We start from the raw sequence: 26,106 nt of genomic DNA on the forward strand, positions 1-26,106 counted from the left end.
GTTATCCAGCGGACAACGACCGGACGCCGCGCCGGCTCCGGATCAGCGCAGCAGCGGCATCACATCGACGATGCGGACGTCGTGCATCTGGTGCAGATACGCCTCCAGATACGGCTTGTGCGACGCGCCGACGATGACCAGCGCGCGCATCCCCGGCGCCTCGCCCAGCATGTCGCGGATGTTGGCGGCCATGCGCAGGTTGCGGGTTTCCCAATAGGCGACATATTGCCGGCCGAAACGCTGGGGGGAGGGTTCCTCCAGCGCGGCGCCGAAGTCGCTGTCGAACGCGATCTGCCCCTGACCTGGCGCGTTATAGCCGCGATAGGTGGTCAGCACGCCTGCGCTCGTGGCCAAATCGCCCTGCATCGCGTCGATCGCCGCCATCCGCCGCTTGAGCACCGGATTGTCCCATGCGGCTTGCATCGCCTTGCCATAGGCGGCTTCCTCCGCCTTCGGCATCGCGCGATCGGCGCTATGGTCGTCCATCGCATAGACGCGCTGGAGGCCGAGCCGCACGGCCAGTCGTGCCGCGATCATCAGGCTTTCGTCGCGGCGGGTCTCCAAGGTGGTCAGTCGCGCGACCAGCACGGCGTCCAGCCCGTCGCCGGCCTTGCGCTCGGCGACCGGCAGCCGCAGCCACTGCACCAGCGCCGATGCCGGTTCGCCGCCGGCGAGGAACAAGGCCGCCAGCTTGCGCCGGTCGGCCGGCCTGGGCGTGGCCGGCAACGTCGCCAGCAACGCTTCGAACTCCGCATTGGCGGCGGGCACATCGAGCCCCGTCGCGGCTCTGGCCGGTGCCGGGTCCCAGCAATAGTCCGGCACGGTATCGGCATAGCGATAGGGGTAGCGGCGCAGTTGATCGCATTGCGCGCCTGACAGCGCCTCGATCGCAATCGCCTGCGGCTTCCACGCCGCCAGCCGGTCGAGCAGCGGGGCGAGCGCCTCCGGGCGGAACCGGTCGGGCAGTTGCGACAGATGCGGCGAGCCGAGCACCATGACGTCGTTGGCCGGGCCGGAGCGTGGCCCCTTGTGCGCCGATGGGTCAAAGTCGGTGCGATAGGTCTGGGCGGCCGCCGGCGCGGCGAGCAGCAGGAGCGCGAACAGGATGCGGTGCATGGGTCCCCCTTGGTTCGCGGCAGGGTAGGACGCGCGCGCGGGGGAGGGAAGGTGGCGCCGAACCACCGTCACCCCGGACTTGATCCGGGGTCCCGCTTCTTCTTCACGGCGGCAGGAAAGAAGCGGGACCCCGGGGCAGGCCCGGGGTGACGTGTTGGTGTGTGCGGTGCCTTGCTCCCCAAAACGAAACCGCCGCCCGGTTGCCCGGACGGCGGTTCGTTCAACGCACGAAGACCCGAACGATCAGTCGTTCAGATACTCGCCCGCATCGGCGTCGGTGCCGGTGCCCGAGGGCACGACATCGGCCAGCGGATCGCTGACGCCCTGGCCGTCGCGGGGCGAACGGGCCAGTTCGGCGGCATGTTCTTCCTCGGCCGAGTTCGGCGCGATGAAGCCCGCCAGCGCCCGCTGCTGGGCACGCAGTGCCGCATCGCGCGACGAGGCCGCGACGCGCAGGCGGTTCATGCCGGCACCGGTGCCCGCCGGGATCAGGCGGCCGACGATGACGTTTTCCTTCAGACCGTTCAGGCTGTCGATCTTGCCCTGCACCGATGCTTCGGTGAGGACGCGGGTCGTTTCCTGGAACGATGCGGCCGAGATGAAGCTGCGGGTCTGCAGCGACGCCTTGGTGATGCCGAGCAGCACCGGCTTGCCCTGTGCCGGGGCCAGACCCGGCGCGAGCTTTGCATTGGCTTCGTCCATCTCGTCACGGTCGAGCTGTTCGCCGGCGAGCAGGGTGGTGTCGCCACCGTCGGTGATCTCGACCTTCTGCAGCATCTGACGAACGATCGTCTCGATGTGCTTGTCGTTGATCTTCACGCCCTGCAACCGGTAGACGCCCTGGATTTCGCTGACGAGATATTCGGCCAGCGGCTCGATGCCGAGCGTTTCCAGAATGTCGTGCGGGTTCGGCGAACCCCCGATCAGGTTGTCGCCGCGCTTGACGTAATCGCCTTCCTGAACGTCGATCACCTTCGACTTCGGGATCAGATACTCGACGACCTCGCCGCCATCCTCGGGCTGGATGCCGATCTTGCGCTTCGCCTTGTAATCCTTGCCGAACACGACGCGGCCCGAAACCTTGGCGATGATCGCCGCCTCCTTCGGGATGCGCGCCTCGAACAGCTCGGCGACGCGCGGCAAACCGCCGGTGATGTCGCGGGTCTTGGCCGATTCACGGGCGACACGGGCGAGAACGTCACCCGCCTGTACCTGTGCACCGTCCTCGACCGACAGCACCGCGCCCGGCGCCAGCATGTAGCGCGCGGCCTCGCCCGAATTCGCGTCGAGCAGGGTCATGCGCGGACGCAGATCCTCCTTCGACTTCGACGTCGCGCGATATTCGATGATCTCGCGCTGGGCGATACCGGTCGCTTCGTCGACGCGCTCGGTGACCGTCTTGTTCTCGATCAGGTCGATGAACTTCACGGTACCGGCGGTTTCGGTGATGACCGGGGCGGTGAACGGGTCCCATTCCGCCATGCGGTCGCCCTGCGAAACGATGTGACCATCGTCGAACAGCACATACGCACCATAGGGGATGCGGTGGACCGACAGGTCGCGGCCGTCCATGTCGACGATCGCGATCTCACCCGAACGGCTGAGCACCACCCGGCGCCCGCGCTGATCCTCGATCAGGCGCAGGTCGCGGAACTCGACCGTGCCGTCGACCGGCGCTTCGAGGTTCGACTGTTCGTTCAGCTGTGCCGCACCACCGATGTGGAAGGTACGCATCGTCAGCTGCGTGCCCGGCTCACCGATCGACTGCGCCGCGATGACGCCGACCGCTTCGCCGATGTTCACCGGCGTACCGCGGGCGAGGTCGCGGCCGTAGCAGGTGCCGCAGACGCCGACCTTGGCTTCGCAGACCAGCGGGCTGCGAATCTTCATCGCCTGAAGGCCCATCGCCTCGATCTTCGCGACCATGGCTTCGTCGAGCAGCGTTCCGGTCGGGAACACGACTTCGCCGGTCTTCGGATCGACCACGTCCTCTGCCGTGGTCCGGCCGAGGATGCGTTCGCCGAGCGACGCGATGGTCGCGCCGCCTTCGATGATCGAGCGCATTTCGAGCGCACGCTGGGTACCGCAATCGTCCATGATGACGACGCAGTCCTGCGACACGTCGACGAGACGGCGGGTCAGGTAACCCGAGTTCGCCGTCTTGAGCGCCGTATCCGCAAGGCCCTTGCGGGCGCCGTGGGTCGAGTTGAAATATTCAAGGACGGTCAGGCCTTCCTTGAAGTTCGAGATGATCGGCGTTTCGATGATCTCGCCCGACGGCTTGGCCATCAGCCCGCGCATGCCGGCCAGCTGCTTGATCTGCGCCTGCGAACCGCGGGCACCCGAGTGGGCCATCATGTAGATCGAGTTGATCGGCTTCTCGCGACCCTTCATCGGACCTTCCTCGTAGCGGCGGACCGCCTTGATTTCGTCCATCATGCTGGTCGCGACCTGATCGCCGCAACGGCTCCAGGCGTCGATCACCTTGTTGTACTTTTCCTGCTGCGTGATCAGGCCGTCCTGATACTGCTGCTCGAAGTCCTTCACCTGATCGCGGGTCTCGTCGACCAGCTTGTCCTTGTCCGGCGCGATCAGCATGTCGTCCTTGCCGAACGAGATGCCGGCACGGAACGCGTGGCGGAAGCCCAGCGCCATGATCGCGTCGGCGAACAGCACGGTCTCCTTCTGACCGGTGTGGCGATACACCTCGTCGATGACGTCGCCGACGTCCTTCTTGGTCAGCAGGCGGTTGACCGTGTCGAACGGCACCTTGTGCGACTTCGGCAGGCATTCGCCCAGCAACATGCGACCCGGGGTGGTCTCATAGCGCTTGAGATACTGCTGACCATTCTCGTCGGTTTGCGGAACGCGGCTGACGATCTTGGTGTGCAGCGTGACGGCGCCGGCGTGCAGTGCCTGATGCACCTCCGCCATGTCGCCCAGCAGCATGCCTTCGCCCGGCTCGCCGGTCTTTTCCATCGACAGATAGTAGAGACCCAGCACCATGTCCTGCGACGGCACGATGATCGGCTTGCCGTTGGCGGGCGACAGGATGTTGTTGGTCGACATCATCAGGACGCGCGCTTCCAGCTGCGCTTCGAGCGACAGCGGAACGTGCACGGCCATCTGGTCGCCGTCGAAGTCGGCGTTGAACGCCGAGCAGACCAGCGGGTGCAGCTGGATCGCCTTGCCCTCGATCAGCACCGGCTCGAACGCCTGGATGCCCAGACGGTGCAGCGTCGGCGCGCGGTTCAGCATGACCGGGTGCTCGCGAATGACTTCGTCGAGGATGTCCCAGACTTCCTTGCGTTCCTTCTCGACCCACTTCTTGGCCTGCTTCAGGGTCATCGACAGACCCTTGGCGTCCAGACGCGCGTAGATGAACGGCTTGAACAGCTCGAGCGCCATCTTCTTCGGCAGGCCGCACTGGTGCAGCTTGAGTTCCGGGCCGGTCACGATGACCGAACGACCCGAATAGTCGACGCGCTTGCCGAGCAGGTTCTGGCGGAAGCGGCCCTGCTTGCCCTTCAGCATGTCGGACAGCGACTTCAGCGGACGCTTGTTGGCGCCGGTGATCGTGCGGCCGCGACGGCCGTTGTCGAACAGCGCGTCGACCGCTTCCTGCAACATGCGCTTTTCGTTGCGGACGATGATGTCCGGCGCGCGCAGTTCCATCAGCCGCTTCAGGCGGTTGTTGCGGTTGATGACGCGGCGGTACAGGTCGTTCAGGTCCGACGTCGCGAAGCGGCCGCCGTCGAGCGGCACCAGCGGACGCAGTTCGGGCGGAATGACCGGCACGACGTCGAGGATCATCCATTCGGGACGGTTGCCCGATTCCAGGAAGCTCTCAACGACCTTCAGCCGCTTGATGATCTTCTTGGGCTTCAGTTCCGACTTGGTGACGGCCAGCTCTTCGAGCAGGTCCCGCTTTTCACCCTCGAGGTCGAGGTCGATCAGCATCTGCTTGACCGCTTCGGCGCCGATCCCGGCCGAGAACGCGTCCTCGCCATACTGGTCCTGCGCGTCGAGCAGTTCGTCCTCGGTGAGGAGCTGATACTTTTCCAGCGCGGTCAGGCCCGGCTCGATCACGATGTACGATTCGAAGTACAGCACGCGCTCGAGCTGCTTGAGCTGCATGTCGAGCAGCAGGCCGATGCGCGACGGCAGCGACTTCAGGAACCAGATGTGCGCGACCGGGGCGGCCAGTTCGATATGGCCCATCCGCTCACGGCGGACCTTCGACACCGTGACTTCGACACCGCACTTTTCGCAGACGATGCCCTTGTACTTCATGCGCTTGTACTTGCCGCACAGGCATTCGTAATCCTTGATCGGACCGAAGATGCGCGCGCAGAACAGGCCGTCACGTTCCGGCTTGAACGTGCGATAGTTGATCGTCTCAGGCTTCTTGATCTCGCCGAACGACCACGAGCGGATGCGCTCCGGCGAGGCGATGCCGATCTGGATCTGGTCGAAGGTCTCCGGTTTGGCCACCGGGTTCGCGAAATTGGTCAGTTCGTTCATGATCTTACCTCATAGCCCTCTCTCCTTCAGGGGAGAGGGTTGGGAGAGGGGAAGTGCGGAGAGGGTAGCGGGCTGGACTGCCCCTCTCCCCGACCCTCTCCCCGCGAGCGGGGAGAGGGAGAAGGTCGCTTATTCCGCCGCCTCGGCCAGTCCGTCATTCTCCTCCAGGCTGCTCAACTCGATGTTGAGGCCCAGCGAGCGCATTTCCTTGACCAGCACGTTGAAGCTCTCGGGGATGCCGGCCTCGAAGGTGTCGTCGCCCTTGACGATCGCTTCATAGACCTTGGTGCGGCCGACCACGTCGTCGGACTTCACCGTCAGCATTTCCTGGAGCGTGTAGGCGGCGCCATAGGCTTGGAGCGCCCACACTTCCATTTCCCCGAAGCGCTGGCCACCGAACTGCGCCTTGCCGCCCAGCGGCTGCTGGGTGACGAGGCTGTACGGCCCGATCGAACGCGCGTGGATCTTGTCGTCGACCAGATGGTGCAGCTTCAGCATGTAGATGATGCCGACGGTGACCATCCGGTCGAACTGGTCGCCGGTCCGCCCGTCGAACAGCACCGACTGACCCGAGCTGTGCAGCCCGGCCAGCTGCAGCATGTCCGACACGTCGCTCTCACGCGCGCCGTCGAACACCGGGGTGCCCATCGGAACGCCCGTGCTGATGTTCTGGACCAGCTCGGCCAGCTGCTCGTTCGAACGCGTGTCGAGGTCCTCGGCATAGTGATCGCCGTAGATCTCCTTCAGGCGATCCTTGACCGCCGCCGGCATTTCGCCCGCGACCGCATCCGGGTTCGCCTCGCGCCAGTCGCGCAGCGACCGTGCGACCTGCATACCCAGGTTGCGCGCCGCCCAGCCAAGGTGCGTTTCGAAGATCTGCCCGACGTTCATGCGCGACGGCACGCCCAGCGGGTTCAGCACCAGGTCGACCGGCGTTCCGTCTTCGAGGAACGGCATGTCTTCCTGCGGCAGGATGCGCGAGATGACACCCTTGTTGCCGTGACGGCCGGCCATCTTGTCGCCCGGCTGCAGCTTGCGCTTCACCGCGACGAAGACCTTGACCATCTTGAGCACGCCCGGCGGCAGCTCGTCGCCACGCTCCAGCTTCTCGCGGCGGTCGTGGAACTTGTCGGTGATACGCTTCACCGCCTCGTCATACTGCGCCTTGATCGCTTCGAGATTGCCCTGCGCCGCGTCGTCGGCGACGGCGAAGCGCCACCACTCATGCTTTTCGACGCTGTCGAGCAGGTCGCGGTCGATGACCACGCCCTTCTTGACGCCCTTGGGCGCGGCCGTCGCGGTCTGCCCTTCGAGCATCTCGCGCAGGCGCGACCACGTCGCACGGTTGAGGATGCCGCGCTCGTCGTCCGAGTCCTTCTTCAGGCGCTCGATCTCCTCGCGCTCGATCGCCATCGCGCGCTCGTCCTTGTCGATGCCGTGACGGTTGAAGACGCGGACGTCGACGACCGTACCCGACACGCCCGGCGGCAGGCGCAGCGAGGTATCGCGCACGTCGCTGGCCTTTTCACCGAAGATCGCGCGCAGGAGCTTTTCCTCCGGCGTCATCGGCGATTCGCCCTTGGGCGTGATCTTGCCGGCGAGAATGTCGCCCGGCTCGACCTCGGCACCGATATAGACGATGCCCGCCTCGTCGAGGTTGCGCAGCGCTTCTTCACCCACGTTGGGAATGTCGCGGGTGATGTCTTCCGGCCCGAGCTTGGTGTCGCGGGCCATCACCTCGAACTCGTCGATATGGATCGACGTGAACACGTCGTCCTTCACGATCCGCTCGCTGATGAGGATCGAGTCCTCATAATTGTAGCCGTTCCACGGCATGAACGCGACGAGCGCGTTGCGGCCCAGCGCCAGTTCGCCGAATTCGGTCGACGGGCCGTCGGCGATGACTTCGCCCGCCTTCACCACGTCGCCCACCTTCACCAGCGGACGCTGGTTGATGCAGGTCGACTGGTTCGAACGCTGGAACTTCATCAGCGTGTAGATGTCGACGCCGCTCTCGGTCGCATCGACCTCACCGGTCGCGCGGATCACGATGCGGGCCGCATCGACCTGATCGACCACGCCCGCCCGCTTGGCCGAGATCGCCGCGCCCGAATCGCGCGCCACGGTCTCTTCCATGCCGGTGCCGACGAACGGCGCTTCCGCCTTCACCAGCGGCACCGCCTGACGCTGCATGTTCGAACCCATCAGCGCGCGGTTGGCGTCGTCGTTTTCCAGGAACGGAATGAGCGACGCGGCGACCGACACCAGCTGCTTCGGGGACACGTCCATCAGCGTGACGTTCTCGGGCAGCGCCATCAGGAATTCGCCGGCCTGACGTGCCGACACCAGTTCCTCGGCGAAGCTGCCGTCGTCGTTCAGCGCGGCCGACGCCTGCGCGACGGTGTGCTTCTGCTCTTCCATCGCCGACAGATACACGACCTCGTCCGAGACCTTGCCGTCGATGATGCGACGATAGGGGGTCTCGATGAAGCCGTACTTGTTGACGCGGCTGAAGGTAGCCAGCGAGTTGATCAGACCGATGTTCGGGCCTTCCGGCGTTTCGATCGGGCAGATGCGGCCATAGTGCGTCGGGTGAACGTCGCGGACCTCGAAGCCGGCGCGCTCACGCGTCAGACCACCCGGCCCGAGCGCCGAGACGCGACGCTTGTGCGTCACTTCGGACAGCGGGTTGGTCTGGTCCATGAACTGCGACAGCTGCGACGAGCCGAAGAATTCGCGCACCGCGGCGACCGCCGGCTTCGCGTTGATGAGGTCGTTCGGCATGACCGTCGATACGTCGACCGACGACATGCGCTCTTTGACCGCACGCTCCATGCGCAGCAGCCCGACGCGATACTGGTTCTCCAGCAGCTCGCCGACCGAACGCACGCGGCGGTTGCCGAGATTGTCGATATCGTCGACTTCGCCCTTGCCGTCCTTCAGGTCGACCAGCGTCTTGACCACAGCCAGAATGTCCTCGCTGCGTAGCGTGGTCACCGTGTCCGGCGTGTCGAGGTCGAGCCGCATGTTCAGCTTGACGCGGCCGACGGCCGACAGGTCGTAGCGCTCGGGATCGAAGAACAGCCCTGCGAACAGCGCTTCGGCGGTTTCCAGCGTCGGCGGTTCGCCGGGGCGCATCACGCGATAGATGTCCGACAGCGCCTGTTCGCGCTCCTCGGCCTTGTCGACGTTCAGCGTGTTGCGGATCCACGGACCGGTCGACACATGGTCGATGTCGAGCAGTTCGATCCGCTCGATGCCGGCCTGGTCGAGCAGTTCGAGATTCTCGGGCGAAACCTCGTCACCGGCTTCGATATAGATCTGGCCGGTCTGTTCGTTGATCAGGTCATAGGCGCTGTAGCGGCCGAAGATTTCCTCGGTCGGGATCAGCAGGTCGGCCAGCCCGTCCTTGCCCGCCTTGTTGGCGAGGCGCGGCGAAATCTTGGTGCCGGCCGGGAACACGACTTCGCCGGTGTTGGCGTCGACGATGTCGAACGCCGGCTTCTGGCCACGCCAGTTTTCCGGCGCATACGGAATGCGCCAGCCGCCTTCGCCACGGACGAAGGTCACGCGGTTGTAGAAGTGGTTGAGAATGTCCTCGCCCGTCATGCCCAGCGCATAGAGCAGCGACGTCACCGGCAACTTGCGCTTGCGGTCGATGCGGACGTTGACGATGTCCTTGGCGTCGAATTCGAAATCGAGCCACGACCCGCGATACGGGATCACGCGCGCGGCAAAGAGATACTTGCCGCTGGCGTGGGTCTTGCCGCGGTCATGGTCGAACAGCACGCCCGGCGAACGGTGCATCTGCGACACGATCACGCGCTCGGTGCCGTTGATGAAGAAGGTGCCGTTCTCGGTCATGAGCGGCATGTCGCCCATGTAGACGTCCTGCTCCTTGATATCGAGGACCGAGCGGGCCTCGGTATCGGCGTCGACCTCGAACACGATCAGGCGCAGCGTGACGCGCATCGGTGCCGCATAGGTGATGCCGCGCTGACGGCATTCCTCGACGTCGAACTTGGGATCTTCCAGTTCGTAGGTGACGAAGTCCAGCTCGGCGGTGCCGGCGAAGTCGCGGATCGGGAATACCGACCGCAGCGTCTTCTCAAGCCCGGAAACATAGCCGATCGACGGGTCGCTGCGCAGGAACTGTTCGTAGCTCTCGCGCTGAACCTCGATCAGGTTCGGCATCTGCACCACTTCGTGGATGTCGCCGAACACCTTGCGGATGCGGCGCTTGTGCGTGCCGGTTGCGGTTGCCTTGGTCGCCATGGGGTCGTGGGCCTCGCTTGCAGTCAAATCTCGTGCCCGGTGGCCACCGGGCTGGCGTGCAAACAGGACGACGAAAGCCGCGTCACCCACCGGGGGCCGCAGCTGATCGAGCGTCCTGGAATGGCGACAGGCCCATACATGCAATGCGCTGCGCGACGACGCATTCTTTCCCGGTCCTGAAGCAAGCCAGCCATATAGAAGCCGGGGCGGGGCCTGTCAACGCGGTGGAACTTTTTGGGTAGTGTCTCAGTTTGAAAATCGATGTTGATCCGGTGGCATCCGGCACTCGTCTCCTGTATGCTTAGCACATGTGCCGAACAGTGATGTCGAGCGCCAGAATCTCATGGTTCGCAGGCTCATGCGCTGGTTCATCCGCGTCGCCTACGCATTCTCCAAAAAGTTCGACAACCACGTCCATGCGTCGTCGCTCTACTTCGTGTTCTACAACTTCGGCCGCATCCATAAGACCCGGCGCATGTCGTCCGCGATTGCCGTTGGTCTAACTGACCGCCTGTAGTCGTCGGACGATGTAATCGCGCGGATTGACGTGGACGCACCACCGCCTAACTGTCGAGGGCGATGCAAGAAGCGGGGATTGGCGGTATGAAGCCCGGCCGGGTCAAAGCCGACCTAGAGCGCCGTCTAGGGCGTTCGCTTACGGAAGAGGAAGACAAAGTCCTTCGCGGGCAACGCATCTATGGCGTAACGGCCGGACGGTCTGCGAAGGAAACAGGACGAGCGATGCGGAAGGCCGTTTTGAGCTGTCGAAATCAAAGCTGAGGCACTATCGAACCATTCTCTCGGTTGGGCGCGCATTCGGCTCGCTTCGTCGTATCCGGGGCCAGGGCAGGCTGACGCGGAGGCAAAAACCCCGGTTGAGGGCTGTCATGCAGTTCCACCTTCCGCTCGCGGCGCTCGTCGCGATCCTCGCCGTGCCCGCCGCCGCGCAGCAGACGTCGCCCGGCGGGTCGATCCCGATCTACGACATCACGCCGCAGGCGGTGCCGACTCCGTCGCCCACGCCGACCGCGTCGCCGACTCCGCGCGCGACGCCCACGCCGACGCCGCGCCCGACCGCAGCCGCCGCACCCCGGCCGGTCGCGATCCCGACCCCACGCGCGACCGCCACGCCCGCCGCGCCGCGCCCGACGCCCAGCCCCACGCCCGCGCCCACTCCGCAGGCGGAACCGGTGCCGGCTGCCGAGCCGACCTATGTCGGGCAACCGGTCCTGCCGCTGCCGACGCCCGAGCCATCGGCACAGCCGGCACCGGCACCGACTCCGTCGCCCGAGGCGACACTGGCCGCGCCGGCGTCGACGGCCGACACGGTGCCGTGGTGGCTGTGGTTCCTCGGCGGTGTCGCCGTGGCGAGTGGCGTCGCCTTCGCGCTGAGCCGTCGCCGCAACGCGGCCGAGCCACACTACGAGCCGGCGCCGTTGGTGCCGGAACCGCCCGCGCCGCCGCCCGTGCCACCGGTTCCGGTCACCCCGGCGCCGCAACCCGTCCGCCCGCCCGTCGCCCCCGCTGCTCCGGTGACGCCGCCCACGCCGGTCGCACCGACGCCCGGACCGTTCCTCGAATTTCAGCTCGCACCGCTCAGGGTCGGGCTGGAGGGGGATCGTGCGCTGCTCGATTTCGACCTGACCGTCGGCAATCCGGCATCGATGGCGGTGGCGGAGGTCCGCATCGCCACGCTGCTGATCACCGCCAATGCGCAGCAGGACGAACAGATCGCGGCATTCTTCTCCGACGCCGACAAGCGCGGGCTCGACCCGTTCCCGCTGGGGGGCGGCGAACGTCGCCATCTGGAAGCGACGATGGCGCTGCCGCGCGCGGCGGTGAACATCGTGCAGGCCAACGACCGCGCCTTCTTCGTGCCGATGATCGCGATCGACGCGCGCTATCGCTGGGACGACGGTCGCGAATCGCGCACCACGGCGGCGTTCATGGTCGGTCCGGCCGCGCCGCAGGGCAAGCTTGCCCCGATCTTTGCCGATCGCGGCGACCGCATGGTCGATCGGCTGGAAGTACGATTGCACGGCCAGGTCCGCCGGACGTAAGCCGGATCGCATCGGCTATTGCCGATTATCGATATCCGGCCTAGCGTTCGGTTCAACGGGAGAAGGGGGCGGCATGGTGCGGCGTGACCGGATATTGCGATTCACCGTCGCGGTGCTGCGCGTCCTGCTGGTCCTCAACATCGCCTTTGCGTTCGCGTTCCTGATCGGAACGCTGGCCAGCTTTCCGTTCCACGACCTGCTCGCCGGGCGCATCGCCGTGAAATATCCGGCCGCCGATGTCGAACGGGTCGTCGGCGGCATCCGGGCGCTGCTGTTGCTGGGCGTCGCGGCCTCGGTGCCGGCGCATGTCATCTTTTCGCGGCTGATCGCGATCATCGGCACCGTATTGGCGGGGGAAACCTTCGCGTCGCCCAATGCCCGGCGGGTGCGGGCGATCGGCTGGGCGCTGCTCGCCATCCAGTTGCTCGACGTGCCGCTATGGCTGATCGTGCCGAGCTTTGCCGGCATGAACATCCGGCTCGACGGGTCGTCGGTGTCGATCGGCGGCTGGCTGTCGGTGCTGGTCGCCTTCATCCTCGCCCGCGTGTTCGCCGAAGGGGCGGCGCTGCGCGAAGATCTCGAGGGAACGGTCTGATGGCGGTGCTGGTCCGCCTCGACGAGGTGCTGCAGGCCCGGCGCATGACGCTGACCGAACTGGCGCAGGCGGTCGACATCACGCTCGCCAACCTGTCGATCCTGAAGACGGGCAAGGCGCGTGCGATCCGCTTCACGACGCTGGACGCCATTTGTCGCGTGCTGGAATGCCAGCCGGGCGATATTCTGGTCCATGCCGATACGGGCGAGGAATCCGATACCGACGACTGAACAGCAAAGGGGGGACGGACATGACGGGGTTGATGAAGCGGCTGTTGCTGGGGGCGGCGCTGGCCGCATTGCCGGCGATGGCGACCAGCGCGGCGGCGCAGCAGCGCCCGACCGCCGCAACCGCTGCCGCCGCGCCGGCGAAGCTCGCGATCGACATGCGCTACCTGACGCTGCCCAACGAGCTGCGGGTCGTGCTCTCGCGCGATACGCTGGCCCCGACGGTCACCGTCGGCGTCTATTACGGCATCGGCTTTCGCGTCGAACCGCGCGACCGCACCGGCTTTGCCCATCTGTTCGAACATCTGATGTTCCAGGGGTCGCAGAACGCGCCCAAGGGCGTGTTCATCAGCACGATCAGCAACGCCGGCGGCGTGCTGAACGGATCGACCCGGTTCGACTTCACCAATTATTTCGAGATCGCGCCGTCGAACGCGCTGGAGCGCATCCTGTGGCTGGAGGCCGACCGCATGGCGCGGCCGGTCATCGACGATACGGTGCTGAAGAACCAGCAGGGCGTCGTCGGCAACGAGGTGAAGGTCAACGTCCTCAACCAGCCCTACAGCACCTGGCCATGGATCGACCTGCCGATGCTGGCCAATACCAACTGGTATAACAGCCACAATTTCTACGGCGACCTGAAGGAGATCGAGGCGGCGACCGTCGCCGATGCGAAGCAGTTCCATTCCGCCTTCTACCGCCCGAACAACGCCGTCCTCGTCGTCGCGGGGGACATCGACTATGCGCAGGCCGAGGCGATGGTCCGCAAGCATTTCGGCCCCCTGCAAAAGGGTGCGCCGGTCACGTTGCCCGACCTCAGCGAACCGCGCCAGACGGCCGAGAAGGTGCGCAGCCGCGTCGATGCGCTGGCGCCCAAGCCCGGCTGGGCGGCGGGCTATCACATGCCGCCGCGCGGCACGCCCGAATGGTATGCGATGGGGCTGATCGACCAGATGCTGGTGCAGGGCGACGACAGCCGCCTGGTCCGCAAGCTGAAATCGGAAACCGGCATCACCGGCGACCTGTCGGGCGGGATCAACGCCTATCTGGGCACCATGTATAACTACAACGGCCCGATGCTGTGGGCGTTCAACTTCACCCACGACCCGAAATTCAGCGATGCGCAGATCCGGCAGGCGGTCGATGGCGTGATCGACGGGTTGCGCACCACGCCGGTCACCCAGGCCGAACTGGACCGCGCCCGCACCAAGCTGCGCTCCGACCTCTATTCGTCGGTCGATGGCGGGATGCGGATCGGGCTGATCGACCTGCTCGCCGTCTATGCGCTGTTCGACAATGATCCGCAGGCGGTGAACCGCATCGAATCCGGCTTCGCGAAGGTCACGCCTGCGCTGATCCAGAAGACGGCGGTTGAATATCTGCGCCCCACCAACCGCTCGATCTACACCATCCAACCCGGCACTGCCGCAGCCCAGGGAGCCAAGTGAGATGCGCCGTTCGATCCTTCTCGCCGGCCTCGCGCTGATCGCCGCGCCGCTCGCCGCGCAGACCCAGCCGCCGGCCTTGCCCGCACCGCCGATCGGTGCGCCCAAGCGGTTCAGCGTTCCCGCGTCCGAAAGCTATCAGTTGCCCAACGGCATGGGCGTGACGCTGATCCCCTATGGCAATGCGCCCAAGGTCACGGTCGTGCTGCAGGTCTATGCCGGCAATTTGGAGGAAGGTCGCGATACGTGGCTGGCCGACCTGACCGGCGACATGCTGAAGGAAGGGGCGGGGGCCCGCGACTCCGCGGCGCTCGCCACCGCCGCCGCCGGCATGGGCGGCAATCTCGGCGTGCGGGTAAGCTCGACCGGAACGTCGATCAGCATGAGCGGGCTCAGCGAATTCGCGCCGCAGGCCGTGGCGCTGGTCGGCGATGTCGCGCGGCGCCCGGCCTTTCCGGCCAGCGAGTTCGCGCGGGTCAAGGCGAACAGCGCGCGGTCGCTGGCGCAGATGCTCGCCCAGCCGGGGATGCTGGCCGATTACGCGCTGGCGCGGGCGACCTATGGCGACCATCCCTATGCCCGGACCATGCCGACGCCGGCACAGCTCGACGGCTATACGCTCGACCAGGTGAAGCGCTTCTACGCCACGAATTTCGGGGCGCAGCGCGCGCGGCTCTATATCGCCGGGCGGTTCGATCCGGCGGCGGTCAAGGCCGCGGTCCGCCAAGCGTTCGGTGATTGGCAGAAGGGGCCGGCGCGGCTGTCGCTGGTGCCGACCGCTGCGCCGGGGCCGCGCATGGTGCTGGTCGACCGGCCGGAGGCGCCGCAATCGACGATCCGGCTGAGCTGGCCGGCGCCGCTGGCGGGTAGCGAAGGCGACATTCCGATGCGCGTCGCCAATGCGCTGCTCGGCGGCAGCTTCTCGTCGCGGATCACCCGCAACATTCGCGAGGACAAGGGCTATACCTATTCCCCCGGTTCGGGCATCAGCCAGCGCCCGGGCGACGCCGCCTGGACCTTCGACGCCGATGTGACGACCGCAGTGACCGGCCCGTCGCTGAAGGAAGTGTTCCAGGAAATCCGCACGCTGCAATCGACGCCCCCCGGCGATGCCGAGGCGGCGGGGATGCGCAGCTACAATGCCGGCCTGTTCGTGCTGCGCAGTTCGGACAGTGCGTCGCTGATCGGACAGCTGGCGACGCGCGACGCGCTGGGGCTGCCGGCCGACTGGCTCGACCGCTACGTCCCGGCCACGATGGCGGTGACCGATGCCCAGTTCAGCAGCGCGATCCGGGATGCCCTGCCGCTCGACAAGTTCACGCTGGTCGTGGTCGGGGATCTGGCGAAGGTGAAGCCGCAGCTCGACGCGCTACCCGAACTGAAGGGCGTGCCGGTGCAGACGGTAACGGTGCCCTGATGCGCGCGGCCGGGGCGGTGCGGTCGCCCCGGTTCCGGGAGAATGCCATGCCCCGCTGGATCGCCTTCCTTATCGCCATGACGGCGGCGCCGGCGGCGGCGCAGGTCGTTCCGGCGGGACGACCGGTCGAGATCGGCACCAGCTATCAGATCGCTGCGCCGACGCTGGGCGACGAGCGGCAGGTCAATGTCTGGCTGCCGCCCGGCTACGACCGCTCGCAGGGGCGCTATCCGGTGGTCTATCTGCTCGACGGTGCGGTCGATCAGGATTTCGGGCATGTGGCCGGGCTGGCGAGCCTCGCCTCGCTCAGCTGGACGTTCGGGCCGTTCATCGTAGTCGGAATCCAGACGAAGCAGCGGCGGGCGGAGCTTACCGGGCAACCCGTCGACCCGCGCTACCGCTCCGCCTTTCCCGAAAGCGGCGGGGCGACACGGTTTCGCCGGTTTCTGCGCCAGGACGTCATCCCGTTCGTCGAGGCGCGGTTCCGCACCGATGGGCGGCGGGCGATCATGGGCGAGTCGCTGGCCGGGCTGTTCGTGATCGACACGCTGCTGAACGAGCCGGCGCTGTTCACCGACTATGTCGCGATCAGTCCCAGCCTGTGGTGGGACGATCGGCGGGCGCTGCGAACCGGCCTCTCGGAACGCCTGTCGCGGGCGGCGGGCAAGCGCCTGTTCGTTGCGGTCGCCGACGAAGGCGGGACGATGCAGGATGGAGTCGACCGGTTGCGAGCGGCGGTGGCGGCCTTGCCACCCGGGCGGGTGACGTTGCGCTATGCCGATCACGGCAGGTCGGCGACGCATGGCACCGTGTATCACCGCGCTGCGGAAGAGGCGCTGCGCTGGCTCTATCCCGCCGAGCCCGATGATGCCGGGCCGACGCCGTGGTTCATGATCGAGGGGGCATCGCCGCCAGCTGTCACGGCGCGGTGACGCGGCTGGCCGTTGTTCGCCGACGCCTTGCGCATGGGAGGGGTTGTCGCCGCCGGTTTTGGTGACGGCCGCTGCCGGTTGATCGGCGTGCCGGAGCCTGGGGCGCATCATCAAAAAAGGGGCAGCCCGTTGCCGGACTGCCCCTTTTTCTGGTCGAGCCGGGATGGAAGTGAATTCCATCCCGTCGGTCGGGCCGTTCGGCCCGCCGGCCGGCCTTGTGGGAGTGCGGGGCAGCAGCGCTGCTCCGCCTCTCCGCCTCTCCCACTGCGGCTTACTTGACTTCGACGGTCGCGCCGGCGCCTTCGAGCTGCGCCTTGATCTTGTCGGCTTCGTCCTTCGACACGCCTTCCTTGACGGCCTTCGGAGCGCCTTCGACCAGCGCCTTGGCTTCGGTCAGGCCGAGACCGGTGATGGCGCGGACTTCCTTGATGACGTTGATCTTCTTGCCACCGTCGCCGGTGAGGATCACGTCGAACTCGGTCTTTTCTTCAGCGGCAGGCGCGCCACCGGCGGCGCCACCGGCGGCCGGAGCGGCGGCAACGGCAGCAGCGGCCGAAACGCCCCACTTTTCTTCGAGCAGCTTCGACAGTTCAGCCGCTTCGAGGACGGTCAGCTCGCTCAGCTGTTCGACGATCGCGTTCAGGTCAGCCATGATATTCTCCGTAAATCAGATAGGGTTGTGTTGGTGCAGAAGCGCCCGATCAGGCGGCTTCCTTCTCCGCATATGCCGACAGCACGCGCGCGATCTGGGCCGCGGGTGCCTGCGTGATGGTCGCCAGCTTCGTTGCCGGGGCAACGATGAGGCCGACCAGCTTGGCGCGCAGTTCGTCGAGCGAGGGCAGCGAGGCCAGGGCCTTCACGCCGTCCGCGTCGAGGATCTGGCCGCCCATGGCGCCGCCGACGATCTCGAGCTTGTCGTTCGTCTTGGCGAAGTCGTTGATGATCCGCGCCGCAGCGACGGGATCGGTCGACGTCGCCAGCGCCGTCGGGCCGGTCAGCAGGTCCGACAACACCGCGTACGGCGTGCCTTCCGCTGCGATCCGGGCAAGACGGTTCTTCGAGACCTTGTAGCTCGCGCCGGCTTCGCGCATCTTGTTGCGCAGGGCCGTCGACTGGGCGACGGTCATGCCGAGGTTGCGGGTGACGACCACCACGCCGACCTCGTTGAAGGTGCGGTTCAGCTCGGCGACGGCTTCACTCTTCTGAGTGCGATCCATGCCGTTCTCCTTTACTGGGGCGTCACCCGGCAGAACCGGAAACGCCCGCGAACAATCCGCCCGTCGCGGGTTGCGACGACCGGGGCGAAAGTCCGTGAGGGGCATGGTCGCCATGCGGAGCCCGCGCCGATGCGAGGTAACCCTTCATGGCCGGCCCGTCGTGCCTCGGCACGAACAGGCGGAATAACACATTCCCCGTCTCGGCAGGACATTAAGCGGGGAACCCGCACCTGCTGTCTCGGACGGACGTCGCACACAGGACGAATCCCCATGCGACGGCTGGCCGCGCGCTTACGCGTGGCGACCGACCAAGTCAAGCGTGCGAAGCGGCTTGACCCCGCCGCATCTCGCTTCATTAGTCAGATAATTCTGGAGGGGCCATGCCGCGTACGACACTGGAAATCTGCATCGACAGCGTCGCGGGGTGCGGTGCCGCGATCGCGGGCGGGGCGGACCGGATCGAACTATGCGGGGCGTTGTCGGTCGGGGGACTGACGCCTTCGGCAGGGCTGGTGGCGGAGGTCCTGCATCTGGCCGGAGCGGCCGGCGTGCGGGTACATGCGATGGTCCGGCCGCGCGCGGGGGACTTCGCCTATGACGCGCGGGAGCTCTCGACCGCCATTTCCGAGGGGAAGGCGCTGATCCTCGCGGGCGTCGACGGGCTGGTATTCGGTGCCGCACGCCACGGTAGCCTCGATCGCGACGCGCTGACATCGTGGATCAACGCGATGCGGGCGGTGCGCGCCGATATCGACCTGACCCTGCACCGTGCGGTCGATCTGCTCGCCGATCCGGTCGCGGCGGTCGAACAGGCCATTACATTGGGATTTCAGCGTATCCTGACTTCCGGTGGCGCAGTCCGCGCCATCGATGGCGCAGGGATGATCCGGGCGATGCGCGAGCAGGCGGCGGGACGGATTGCGGTGATGCCGGGATCGGGCGTCCGGCCCGACAATGTTGCGACGCTTCTGGCTGCAACCGGGGCGGAGGAGGTCCATGCCTCCGCCAGCGCCCCGGTCGTGCAGGACGATCCGCGCGTGCAGGCGCTGGGCTTTGCCGGGCCGGGACTGGCGCGGACCGATGAAGCGATCGTGCGTGCGCTGCGCGCGGCGATCGACGCCTGACGGGGGAGGGAAAGAATGAACTTCGTGCCGATCGATCGCCGGACGCTGCTGGCGGGAACTGCGGGGACGCTCGCGACGGCCGGGCTGCCGCTGTCGGCACGGGCGGCGCGGCGCGATGCGGAGCCGAGCGGACTGCTGCACGGTCTGTCGCCGCGCCCGGGCCTGCCCGAACGGTTGCCGGCCGAGGACCCGTCGCGCACCCTGCTGTCGCACGGCTGGTTGTTCCACGAAGGCGATATCGTGCCGCCCGCGCCGCAGACGCATGACGAGACCTATACCAATGCCAAGGCCGGCAATGCGCGCGGCGCGGCGGCGATGGATTATGACGATACCGACTGGGCACAGGTCAGCGTGCCGCACGACTGGGCATCGGCGCAGGGCTTTGTCGAGACGGCGAATGTCGCGCAGGGGTATCGCCCGCGCGGGATCGGCTGGTATCGGCGCACGCTGCGGCTGGAGCCGGAAGACCGGGGCAGGAAGCTCGAACTCCATTTCGGGGCGATCGCGACCGCCGCGACGATCTGGATCAACGGCAGCGTCGTCGCGCGCAACTTCTCCGGCTACAACGCGATCACCATCGACCTGACGCCGTTCGCGCGGTTCGGGGACGAACTGAACGTCATCGCCATCCGGGTCGATGCCACGGCGATGGAGGGTTGGTGGTATGAAGGTGCTGGCCTGTACCGCCATGTCTGGCTCGCGAAGCGGTCGCCGGTATCGATCGCGACGGATGGCGTGCATTGCGACCCGCGCCTCGGCAGCGACGGGCGTTGGACGGTGCCGGTGTCGGTCGCGCTGGAGAGTATCGCGCGTGCGCCTGCGACCGCGACCATCATGGTCGACCTGCTCGACCCCACGGGCAAGGTCGTCGCCAGCGCGCGCGGACAGGCGCAGTTGCAACCGCTGGGCGGGGTGGAGGTCAGCCTGTCGCTGCCGGTCGACAACCCGCAGCGCTGGTCGATCGAGCGCCCCACGCTCTACACCGTCCGCGTCACCACCGACGCGCCGGGCGGCGGCGACGAACGGCGCATCGCGATCGGTTTCCGCACGATCCGCTTCGATGCGCAGGCCGGCTTCTTCCTGAACGAGCAGCCGGTGAAGCTGAAGGGCGTATGCCTGCATCAGGATCATGCCGGCGTCGGCGTCGCGGTGCCCGACGCGCTGCTCGCATGGCGGTTGCAACGGATGAAGGATACCGGCGTCAACGCCATCCGCTGTTCGCACAATGCGCAGGCCGACGCCTTCTATCAGCTGTGTGATCGGATGGGGTTCGTCGTGATGGACGAAAATCGCATCTTCAACCCCGCTCCTGAGAATATGGCGCAGCTGGAATGGCTGGTGAGGGCGCATCGCAATCACCCCAGCATCATCCTGTGGTCGGTGTTCAACGAGGAACCGATGCAGGGCACCGAAGCGGGCGTCGAGATGGTGCGGCGGATGGCGGCGCGCGTCCATGCGCTCGACGACAGCCGCCCGGTGACGGCGGCGATGAACGGCAGCTTCTACGATCCCCAGAACGTGTCGAGCGTCGTCGATGTGATGGGGTTCAATTACTATCAGGGCGATTACGACAAGTTCCACGCGCTGAACCCCGCCAAGCCCAGCACGTCGTCGGAAGACACCAGCGCGTTCATGACGCGCGGCGCCTATGCGACCGACAGGGCCGCCCATGTCATGTCGTCGATGGATACCGAGGCGGCGCCATGGGGGGCGACGCATCGCCAGGCCTGGGCGGAGATGGCCAAGCGCCGCTTCATCGCCGGCGGGTTCGTGTGGACCGGGTTCGACTATCATGGTGAGCCGACGCCGTTCACCTGGCCGACCATCGCCAGCTTCTTCGGCATCCTCGACCTGTGCGGCTTCCCCAAGACCGCGTACGACATTCATCGCGCCCACTGGATCGACGACCAGCCGGTGGTCGGCATCGCGCCGCACTGGACCTGGCCGGGCAAGGAGGGGCAGCCGGTCGAGCTGCTCGTCACCAGCAATGCCGAGCGGGTGCGGGTGGTGCTGAACGGGCGGATGATCGGCGAGCAGGCGGTCGACCGGATCATGGGGAATGCCTTCACCGTGCCCTATGTGCCGGGGACGCTGGAGGCGGTGGCGCTGAAGGGCGGGCGCGAGGTCGCGCGGGCGGTGCATGAGACGGCGGGGGCGGCGGTCGCGCTGCGGCTGACGCCGGCGCGGCGGCAGATGCTGGGCGATAACGAGGACGTCGTGCCGGTCACGATCGATGCGGTCGACGCCAAGGGGCGGCATGTCCCGACCGAAAACCGGATGACACGCTTTACGATCGATGGCGCAACGCTGATCGGCGTCGGCAACGGCGATCCGAACAGCCATGAGAGTGAGAAGGCGCCCGAACGCTCGCTGTTCAACGGCCTGGCGCAGATGCTGGTGCAGGCGGGCGAGGGGCGTGGGCGGGGGACAATCGTCGCCACCGCCGACGGGCTGCGGCCGGCGCGGCTGGTGATCGACCGGGTGGCCGCGACCCCGCGGGCGCAGGTCGAGGTGACGCCGCCGGGTGCGTTCATCCTCGGCTGGCGACGGTCGAAGTCGTTCGCGACCGCGCCCGATCCGGGCATGACCCCGCCGGTGAACGACAATAACAGCTGGGACTTCACCCGCAGCGGCACGCCTGCTGCGCCGGAGAGCGGGCCGTCGTTCCGTTTGTACCGCGCGGTGTTGCCCGAGCGGCGGCGGGTGATGGCGCAGGGCGGGACGCTGAGCTTCGCGCAGGTCGAGGGGCGGGCGAGCGTCTATGTCGACGGGCGGCAGGTCGGGGCGAAGACCGACCCGGCGGCCGGTGCGCTGGTGGTGCCGGTGCCGGCCGGAGCGAAGGGGGTGGCGGTGCTGATCGAGGCGGTGCCGGGTGCGCGGTCTGGGATTACCGGGGCGGTGCGGCTGGTGCCGAAGGGGTAGGGCGCCCTACCTCCAGTTATCCCCTCCCCCCGTTCGGTTCGAGCAGCTTCGAGCTTGTCGAGAAGCGTCCGTCGAGAACTCCCCGTTTGGGGCAGCCCTTCTCGACTTCAGTTCTCGACAGGCTCGAACCTGCGCTCGAAGCAAACGGGGGGATGGGGGCGGGGAAAGGGCAGAGCCTACCTTACCGGAACGCCCCAATCTCCGCGACCGCGATCGCCGGGGCGGGCACCGCCGGCTGGGGGAAGGCGAAGCGCAGGTAGCGGGCCGGTCGTGCTGTCGTGAACGGCAGCCGCTGGGTCGCCCGCGCGTAATTGATGTTCTGGAACTCGCCTTCGCCGCCCGGCGTCCACGTCCTGCCGTCGACGCTGGTTTCGACGCGATATTTCATCGGTGGCGCAGCGTTCGGATCGACATGGCGGGTCGGCGTCAGGGTGAAGCCGGCCAGCGTTTCGCTGCGGCCCATGTCGATCGTCAGCGATGCGGGCGCGGGGCTGGTCCAGGCGGTGCGTGGGCTGTCGTCGAGGATGGCTTCACCGCCGGGCGCGCTGGCGGCGGTGACCTTCCAGCCGGCGCGGTCGACGATGCTGGCGTCGGTGACCTTCAGCGGCGGCAGGTCGACCGGCGCGACCGAGCGGAACAGCGCGAATTCGCGGAGTGCAGGACCGGCTTCGGCGGCGACGGTGCGGAATCGCACGCGGCGCGGGGTGATCGGGGCGGGCAGGCGGACGAGGCGCTGCGGTCCGACCATGTCCTTCTCCGCCACCGTGGTCCAGCTATCGCCGCCGTCCGACACGTCGATGGCGAAGCGGGTGACGCGCAGGCCGAGCGGGAGCCATTCCTGCAACCGCACCGTGTCGAAGCTGCGGCCGGGTGGTAGGTCGAGGATAATGCTGGCGTTTTTTGCCTCGGGCGGGGCGAGCCAGAAGGTGTCGAGCCGGCCGTCATTGACGTTGCGGGCGGAATTGCCGGGCAGGTCGGCGCTGGCGGTCGCGACCGCGCCATCGGCCCGATTGTTGGCGAAGGTTGCGCGCAACGCGTTGCCGAAGGCGGTCAGGCTGGCGACGTCGCGGTCATGGATGCGGCCGCGGCGGTCGGGGGGGAGGTTCAGGTGGAAGGTGGTGCCATGGCCGACCGATTGATCGTACATCTCCATGATTTTGCTGGGTAATTTTACCTTTGCGTCCTCATCGGCATGGTAGAACCAGCCCGGCCGGATCGAGACGTTGGTCTCCGCCGGCCACCAGAGTTCGGCGCCGCGCACGCCGGTGTTGCCCTTTGCCTGATCATAGGGTTCGTTGGGCATGGTCGGCCAGCAGGGGTCGGCGGCGTGGCCGTCTTCGTTGCCGACCCAGCGGATGTCGGCGCCCAAGGGATCGAAGGTGCAGGCATCGGGTTGCAGGTCGTGGACCAGCTTCACGATCGACGGCCAGTTATAGTATTGAACCGCATCGATTTTCCGCGTCTCGCGCGCGCCGCCATAATAGCCGTCGCCGCCGTTCGCGCCGTCGAACCACACTTCGAACAGCTTGCCATAGCGGGTGCACAATTCGGTCAGCTGCGCGCGGTAATAGGTGATGTAGCTGGGCGTGCCATAGTCCGCGCGGTTGCGGTCCCAGGGTGACAGATACACGCCGAAGTTGATCCCGCCGCGCCGGCACGCCGCCTCCAGCTCGCCGACGATGTCGCCTTTCCCCTGTTTATAGGGGGAATTGCGGATGCAGTGTTCGGTCAACATCGTCGGCCACAGGCAGAAGCCGTCATGATGCTTGGCGGTCAGGATCAGCCCGGTCAGCGCGCCCGCCTTGGCCGCCGCCACGATCTGGTCGGGGTCGAAATCGGTCGGGTTGAACAGCTTCGGGTCTTCGTCGCCGTAACCCCATTCCTTGTCGGTGAAGGTGTTGATCGAGAAATGGACGAAGCCGTACTGGCGATGGTCGTGCCATTTCAGCTGGCGCGGCGACGGCGTGGCACCCCAGGGGGCCGGCGTCTCGGGCGGCACCGGCACGATGCTGTTGTAGCGGGTGCAGGCGGTCCCCCCGGCGATCAGGCTGCTGCCCATCAGGGTGCGGCGGGAAAACTTCATTGCTCTGCTCCGGGATCGGTGGGTGCGAAAGGTTCGGGGATCAGCCAGGTCTGCGCGATCTGATGACCGCGCCCGCCGCCGCCGATGCCCGGCGGGCGGTGCCATTCGAGGGTCAGCGCGCCATCGGCGGTGAGCGATGGCGGGATGGCGGTTTCGACGGTCTCGCGGTCGCCCTGTCGTGCGCGAAAGCCGTGGAGTTCGACGCCGCCGCCGGTCAGGCGCATCGGCAGGGCATAATCCTCGCCCGCCCAGCGCGCGATCAGACGGTAGCGGCGACCCCGCTCCAGCCCGGTATAGCGCAGCCGCACCGGGGTTTCGTACAGCCCCTCCGCATAGCTCAAATCCGCCATGCGCCAGCCCTGGTCGGGGATATGGTCGGCGACGCCGTCGATGGCACTTTCCATCGATTGCGGGTCGGCATCGAAGCCGGGGCCGCGCACCAGATGCGGTTCGGCGGTCGGATCGCCGAGATCGTCGTACAGCGCCATGTCGCGGGTGCGCCAGGGGTCGCCGATCGCGTAGAGGCGGGCGGCGGCGTCGGGACGGGTGAGTGCCTCGGCCATCTCCGCCTCTACCACGGTGCGATCGTTGAGCTGGATGTCGGCACGGTCGAGATTGGCGCCGCGTTCCCAATGGGAGGCCCCATAGCGCGGGACCGACAGCTGCATGCGGGCGCGCGTCCAGAGCCGGTCGGCGATGGCGGTCAGGTCGGCACGCAGCGGGGCGACGATCGCCGGTTCGGGCCGGGCATAGGCGAAGCGCGCGGCGGCGACGGTGGCCTCTGCACCGATCGCCGGGGCCTGTCGCAGCGTCCAGCGTGCTTCGCTTTCATTGGCCTTGGCGGCGATCAGCCGGTGGCGGACCAGCGCGTCATAGGTGGCGCGGTAGCGGTAGAGATCGATGCGCCAGTCGGCCCAGGGGGCGGGGCGCAGGTCGGCGACCAGCCGCGCGGTGGCGTCGATCCCGGCATTGGCCGACGGGTCGCCGCGCCAATTGCCCTCCAGCGCCTCCGGCACGGCGACGAAGGCCATGTCGCCGATGAACATCCGCGCGTAGTCGGCGGCGATGTCGGATGCTGGCGTGGCGGGATGCCAGCCGAGGCGGAACCACTGGGTCACGTTCCAGTCGTCATTGACCCCTTCGCTATAGGTTACGAAGCCGCGCGTGGCCGGCGCGAGATAGGCGAAGATGCGGGTCGTGGCGGCAGGGCGCGGGTTTACGGGCTCGCGCCCTTGCGTGAGCGCGAAGGCCGGATGCCAGTCGGGAATCGGGAATTGCGCGTGCATGGTGTGCGCGGTGTCGGGATAGGTTTCGATCGGGTATCGCCCGGCGATGCGCGCGCGATGCGCCTCGATCCCGTCGCGGGTCTGCGGGCCGACGAAGATGGCGCTGAGCCAGCGCGGGTTTTTGGCGAGTTGTGCGTGGAAGGCGTCGAGCCCGGCGGCGTCGAACCCCTGGGTCGACAGCAGGACTTCGGCTTTCGCGAAACGCTGGCGGAGGGCGGTGGCGATGCGCTGCGCGAGTGGGAACAGCCGGTCGGGCGCGGTATGGCCGGGATCGCCGCCGGGGATGTAGAGCGCGTCGAGCGCGGGGAGCTTGGCGGCCAGCGCGGTGAAGTCGGCGACCTCCGCATCGGCGCTGCCCGGTTTGCCGTAATCGCGCAGCAGCGGGTAGAAGAGCGCGACGTCGAGGCCGAGGCGGCGGGTGGCGCTCGCGACCGCGATCAGCGTTTCGGTGGCCGGCAGCGGGGAAAGCGGCGAGGTCGCGGCGTCGTCGGATACCGGCGCGACGAACTGGATGCGGTTGCCGCCGAGCAGCGCGAAATCCTCGATCCGGCGGGTCAGCATGGGGACGTCCCAGGCATCGTAGCTGTTGTTCTTGGCGCGGTAACCGATCTGGGTGCCGCGGATCGCCATCGCCGGGGCTTCGGTGACGTAGGGTGGCGCGGTGAGGGTGAGATGATCGAGGTGGCGCAGGAGGTAGCCGGCGGCGTAGAGGCGCGCGCGGGTGGTGGCGGCGCGGATGGTGATCGCGTCGCGGCTGGTGGTGATGGTGAAGGCTTCGGGGGCGAGGCGGGCCGGGGCGAAGCGGATGGTGACCGTCTTTTCCCAGCACACTCCGTATCCCCGCGAAGGCGGGGATCCAGGGTGGGACTCACAGCCGTTCGGT

16 protein-coding genes are annotated in these 26,106 nt (G+C 67.1%); 9 read left to right on the forward strand and 7 right to left on the reverse strand.

Annotated elements, in window-relative coordinates; all coding sequences use genetic code 11:
• Positions 1 to 42 precede the first annotated feature (42 nt).
• The 3 genes from PPZ50_RS06065 to rpoB all read right to left on the reverse strand — a co-directional run bounded on the left by PPZ50_RS06065 (position 43) and on the right by rpoB (position 9,915).
• Complete coding sequence (locus PPZ50_RS06065; protein ID WP_066693646.1) at positions 43 to 1,116, reverse strand: DUF5694 domain-containing protein; 1,074 nt, start codon at positions 1,114 to 1,116, stop codon at positions 43 to 45.
• 243 nt (positions 1,117 to 1,359) lie between these two features.
• Positions 1,360 to 5,640 carry a DNA-directed RNA polymerase subunit beta' gene (gene rpoC / locus PPZ50_RS06070; protein WP_066693644.1) on the reverse strand — a complete coding sequence of 1,427 codons (4,281 nt, stop codon included), beginning with the start codon at positions 5,638 to 5,640 and terminating at the stop codon, positions 1,360 to 1,362.
• Between the two features lie 129 nt (positions 5,641 to 5,769).
• Positions 5,770 to 9,915 carry a DNA-directed RNA polymerase subunit beta gene (rpoB, locus tag PPZ50_RS06075; protein ID WP_066693643.1) on the reverse strand — a complete coding sequence of 1,382 codons (4,146 nt, stop codon included), beginning with the start codon at positions 9,913 to 9,915 and terminating at the stop codon, positions 5,770 to 5,772.
• A 358-nt stretch (positions 9,916 to 10,273) separates the two neighbouring features.
• On the opposite strand from rpoB, the gene PPZ50_RS06080 reads away from it, so the two are divergent.
• From PPZ50_RS06080 to PPZ50_RS06110, 7 genes are all read left to right on the forward strand, one after another.
• Positions 10,274 to 10,432 (forward strand): hypothetical protein, encoded by a 159-nt coding sequence (locus PPZ50_RS06080; protein ID WP_157092795.1) that lies wholly within the window; start codon positions 10,274 to 10,276, stop codon positions 10,430 to 10,432.
• A 370-nt stretch (positions 10,433 to 10,802) separates the two neighbouring features.
• Positions 10,803 to 11,975: a hypothetical protein gene (locus PPZ50_RS06085; RefSeq protein WP_066693641.1), complete on the forward strand. Its 1,173-nt coding sequence runs from the start codon at positions 10,803 to 10,805 to the stop codon at positions 11,973 to 11,975.
• Between the two features lie 73 nt (positions 11,976 to 12,048).
• Entirely contained in the window at positions 12,049 to 12,570 is a 522-nt protein-coding gene (locus PPZ50_RS06090; protein WP_066693630.1) for a DUF2975 domain-containing protein, read from the forward strand.
• Positions 12,570 to 12,800, forward strand: a complete 231-nt coding sequence (locus PPZ50_RS06095; RefSeq protein WP_055789110.1) for a helix-turn-helix domain-containing protein — start codon at positions 12,570 to 12,572, stop codon at positions 12,798 to 12,800. Before PPZ50_RS06090 ends, PPZ50_RS06095 begins: the two co-directional genes overlap by 1 nt.
• 20 nt (positions 12,801 to 12,820) lie before the next feature.
• The gene (locus PPZ50_RS06100) at positions 12,821 to 14,245 is read left to right on the forward strand and encodes a M16 family metallopeptidase (protein ID WP_206432973.1); all 1,425 of its coding nucleotides are present in this window, start codon (positions 12,821 to 12,823) and stop codon (positions 14,243 to 14,245) included.
• Between the two features lies 1 nt (position 14,246).
• Positions 14,247 to 15,659 carry a M16 family metallopeptidase gene (locus PPZ50_RS06105; RefSeq protein WP_272815743.1) on the forward strand — a complete coding sequence of 471 codons (1,413 nt, stop codon included), beginning with the start codon at positions 14,247 to 14,249 and terminating at the stop codon, positions 15,657 to 15,659.
• Positions 15,659 to 16,591 carry an alpha/beta hydrolase gene (locus PPZ50_RS06110; RefSeq protein ID WP_066693626.1) on the forward strand — a complete coding sequence of 311 codons (933 nt, stop codon included), beginning with the start codon at positions 15,659 to 15,661 and terminating at the stop codon, positions 16,589 to 16,591. The genes PPZ50_RS06105 and PPZ50_RS06110 overlap by 1 nt, the downstream gene beginning before the upstream one ends.
• Positions 16,592 to 16,862: 271 nt before the next feature.
• On the opposite strand, the gene rplL is transcribed toward PPZ50_RS06110, so the two are convergent.
• The gene (gene rplL / locus PPZ50_RS06115; RefSeq protein WP_066693624.1) at positions 16,863 to 17,243 is read right to left on the reverse strand and encodes a 50S ribosomal protein L7/L12; all 381 of its coding nucleotides are present in this window, start codon (positions 17,241 to 17,243) and stop codon (positions 16,863 to 16,865) included.
• A 49-nt stretch (positions 17,244 to 17,292) separates the two neighbouring features.
• Complete coding sequence (gene rplJ, locus PPZ50_RS06120; protein ID WP_066693622.1) at positions 17,293 to 17,808, reverse strand: 50S ribosomal protein L10; 516 nt, start codon at positions 17,806 to 17,808, stop codon at positions 17,293 to 17,295.
• Positions 17,809 to 18,188: 380 nt separating this feature from the next.
• Between rplJ and PPZ50_RS06125 the strand changes: the two genes are divergently transcribed.
• Together PPZ50_RS06125 and galA are read left to right on the forward strand one after the other, a co-directional pair.
• Positions 18,189 to 18,932 carry a copper homeostasis protein CutC gene (locus tag PPZ50_RS06125; protein WP_066693618.1) on the forward strand — a complete coding sequence of 248 codons (744 nt, stop codon included), beginning with the start codon at positions 18,189 to 18,191 and terminating at the stop codon, positions 18,930 to 18,932.
• Positions 18,933 to 18,956: 24 nt separating this feature from the next.
• Positions 18,957 to 21,854: a beta-galactosidase GalA gene (gene galA, locus PPZ50_RS06130; protein WP_336314565.1), complete on the forward strand. Its 2,898-nt coding sequence runs from the start codon at positions 18,957 to 18,959 to the stop codon at positions 21,852 to 21,854.
• Positions 21,855 to 22,035: 181 nt separating this feature from the next.
• On the opposite strand, the gene PPZ50_RS06135 is transcribed toward galA, so the two are convergent.
• Entirely contained in the window at positions 22,036 to 23,937 is a 1,902-nt protein-coding gene (locus tag PPZ50_RS06135) for an alpha-L-fucosidase (protein ID WP_272815744.1), read from the reverse strand.
• Positions 23,934 to 26,054: a hypothetical protein gene (locus tag PPZ50_RS06140; RefSeq protein ID WP_066693612.1), complete on the reverse strand. Its 2,121-nt coding sequence runs from the start codon at positions 26,052 to 26,054 to the stop codon at positions 23,934 to 23,936. Before PPZ50_RS06140 ends, PPZ50_RS06135 begins: the two co-directional genes overlap by 4 nt.
• Positions 26,055 to 26,106 lie beyond the last annotated feature (52 nt).

The sequence above is a fragment of the Sphingomonas hankookensis genome (genome assembly GCF_028551275.1).
Classification (GTDB): Bacteria; Pseudomonadota; Alphaproteobacteria; order Sphingomonadales; family Sphingomonadaceae; genus Sphingomonas; species Sphingomonas hankookensis_A.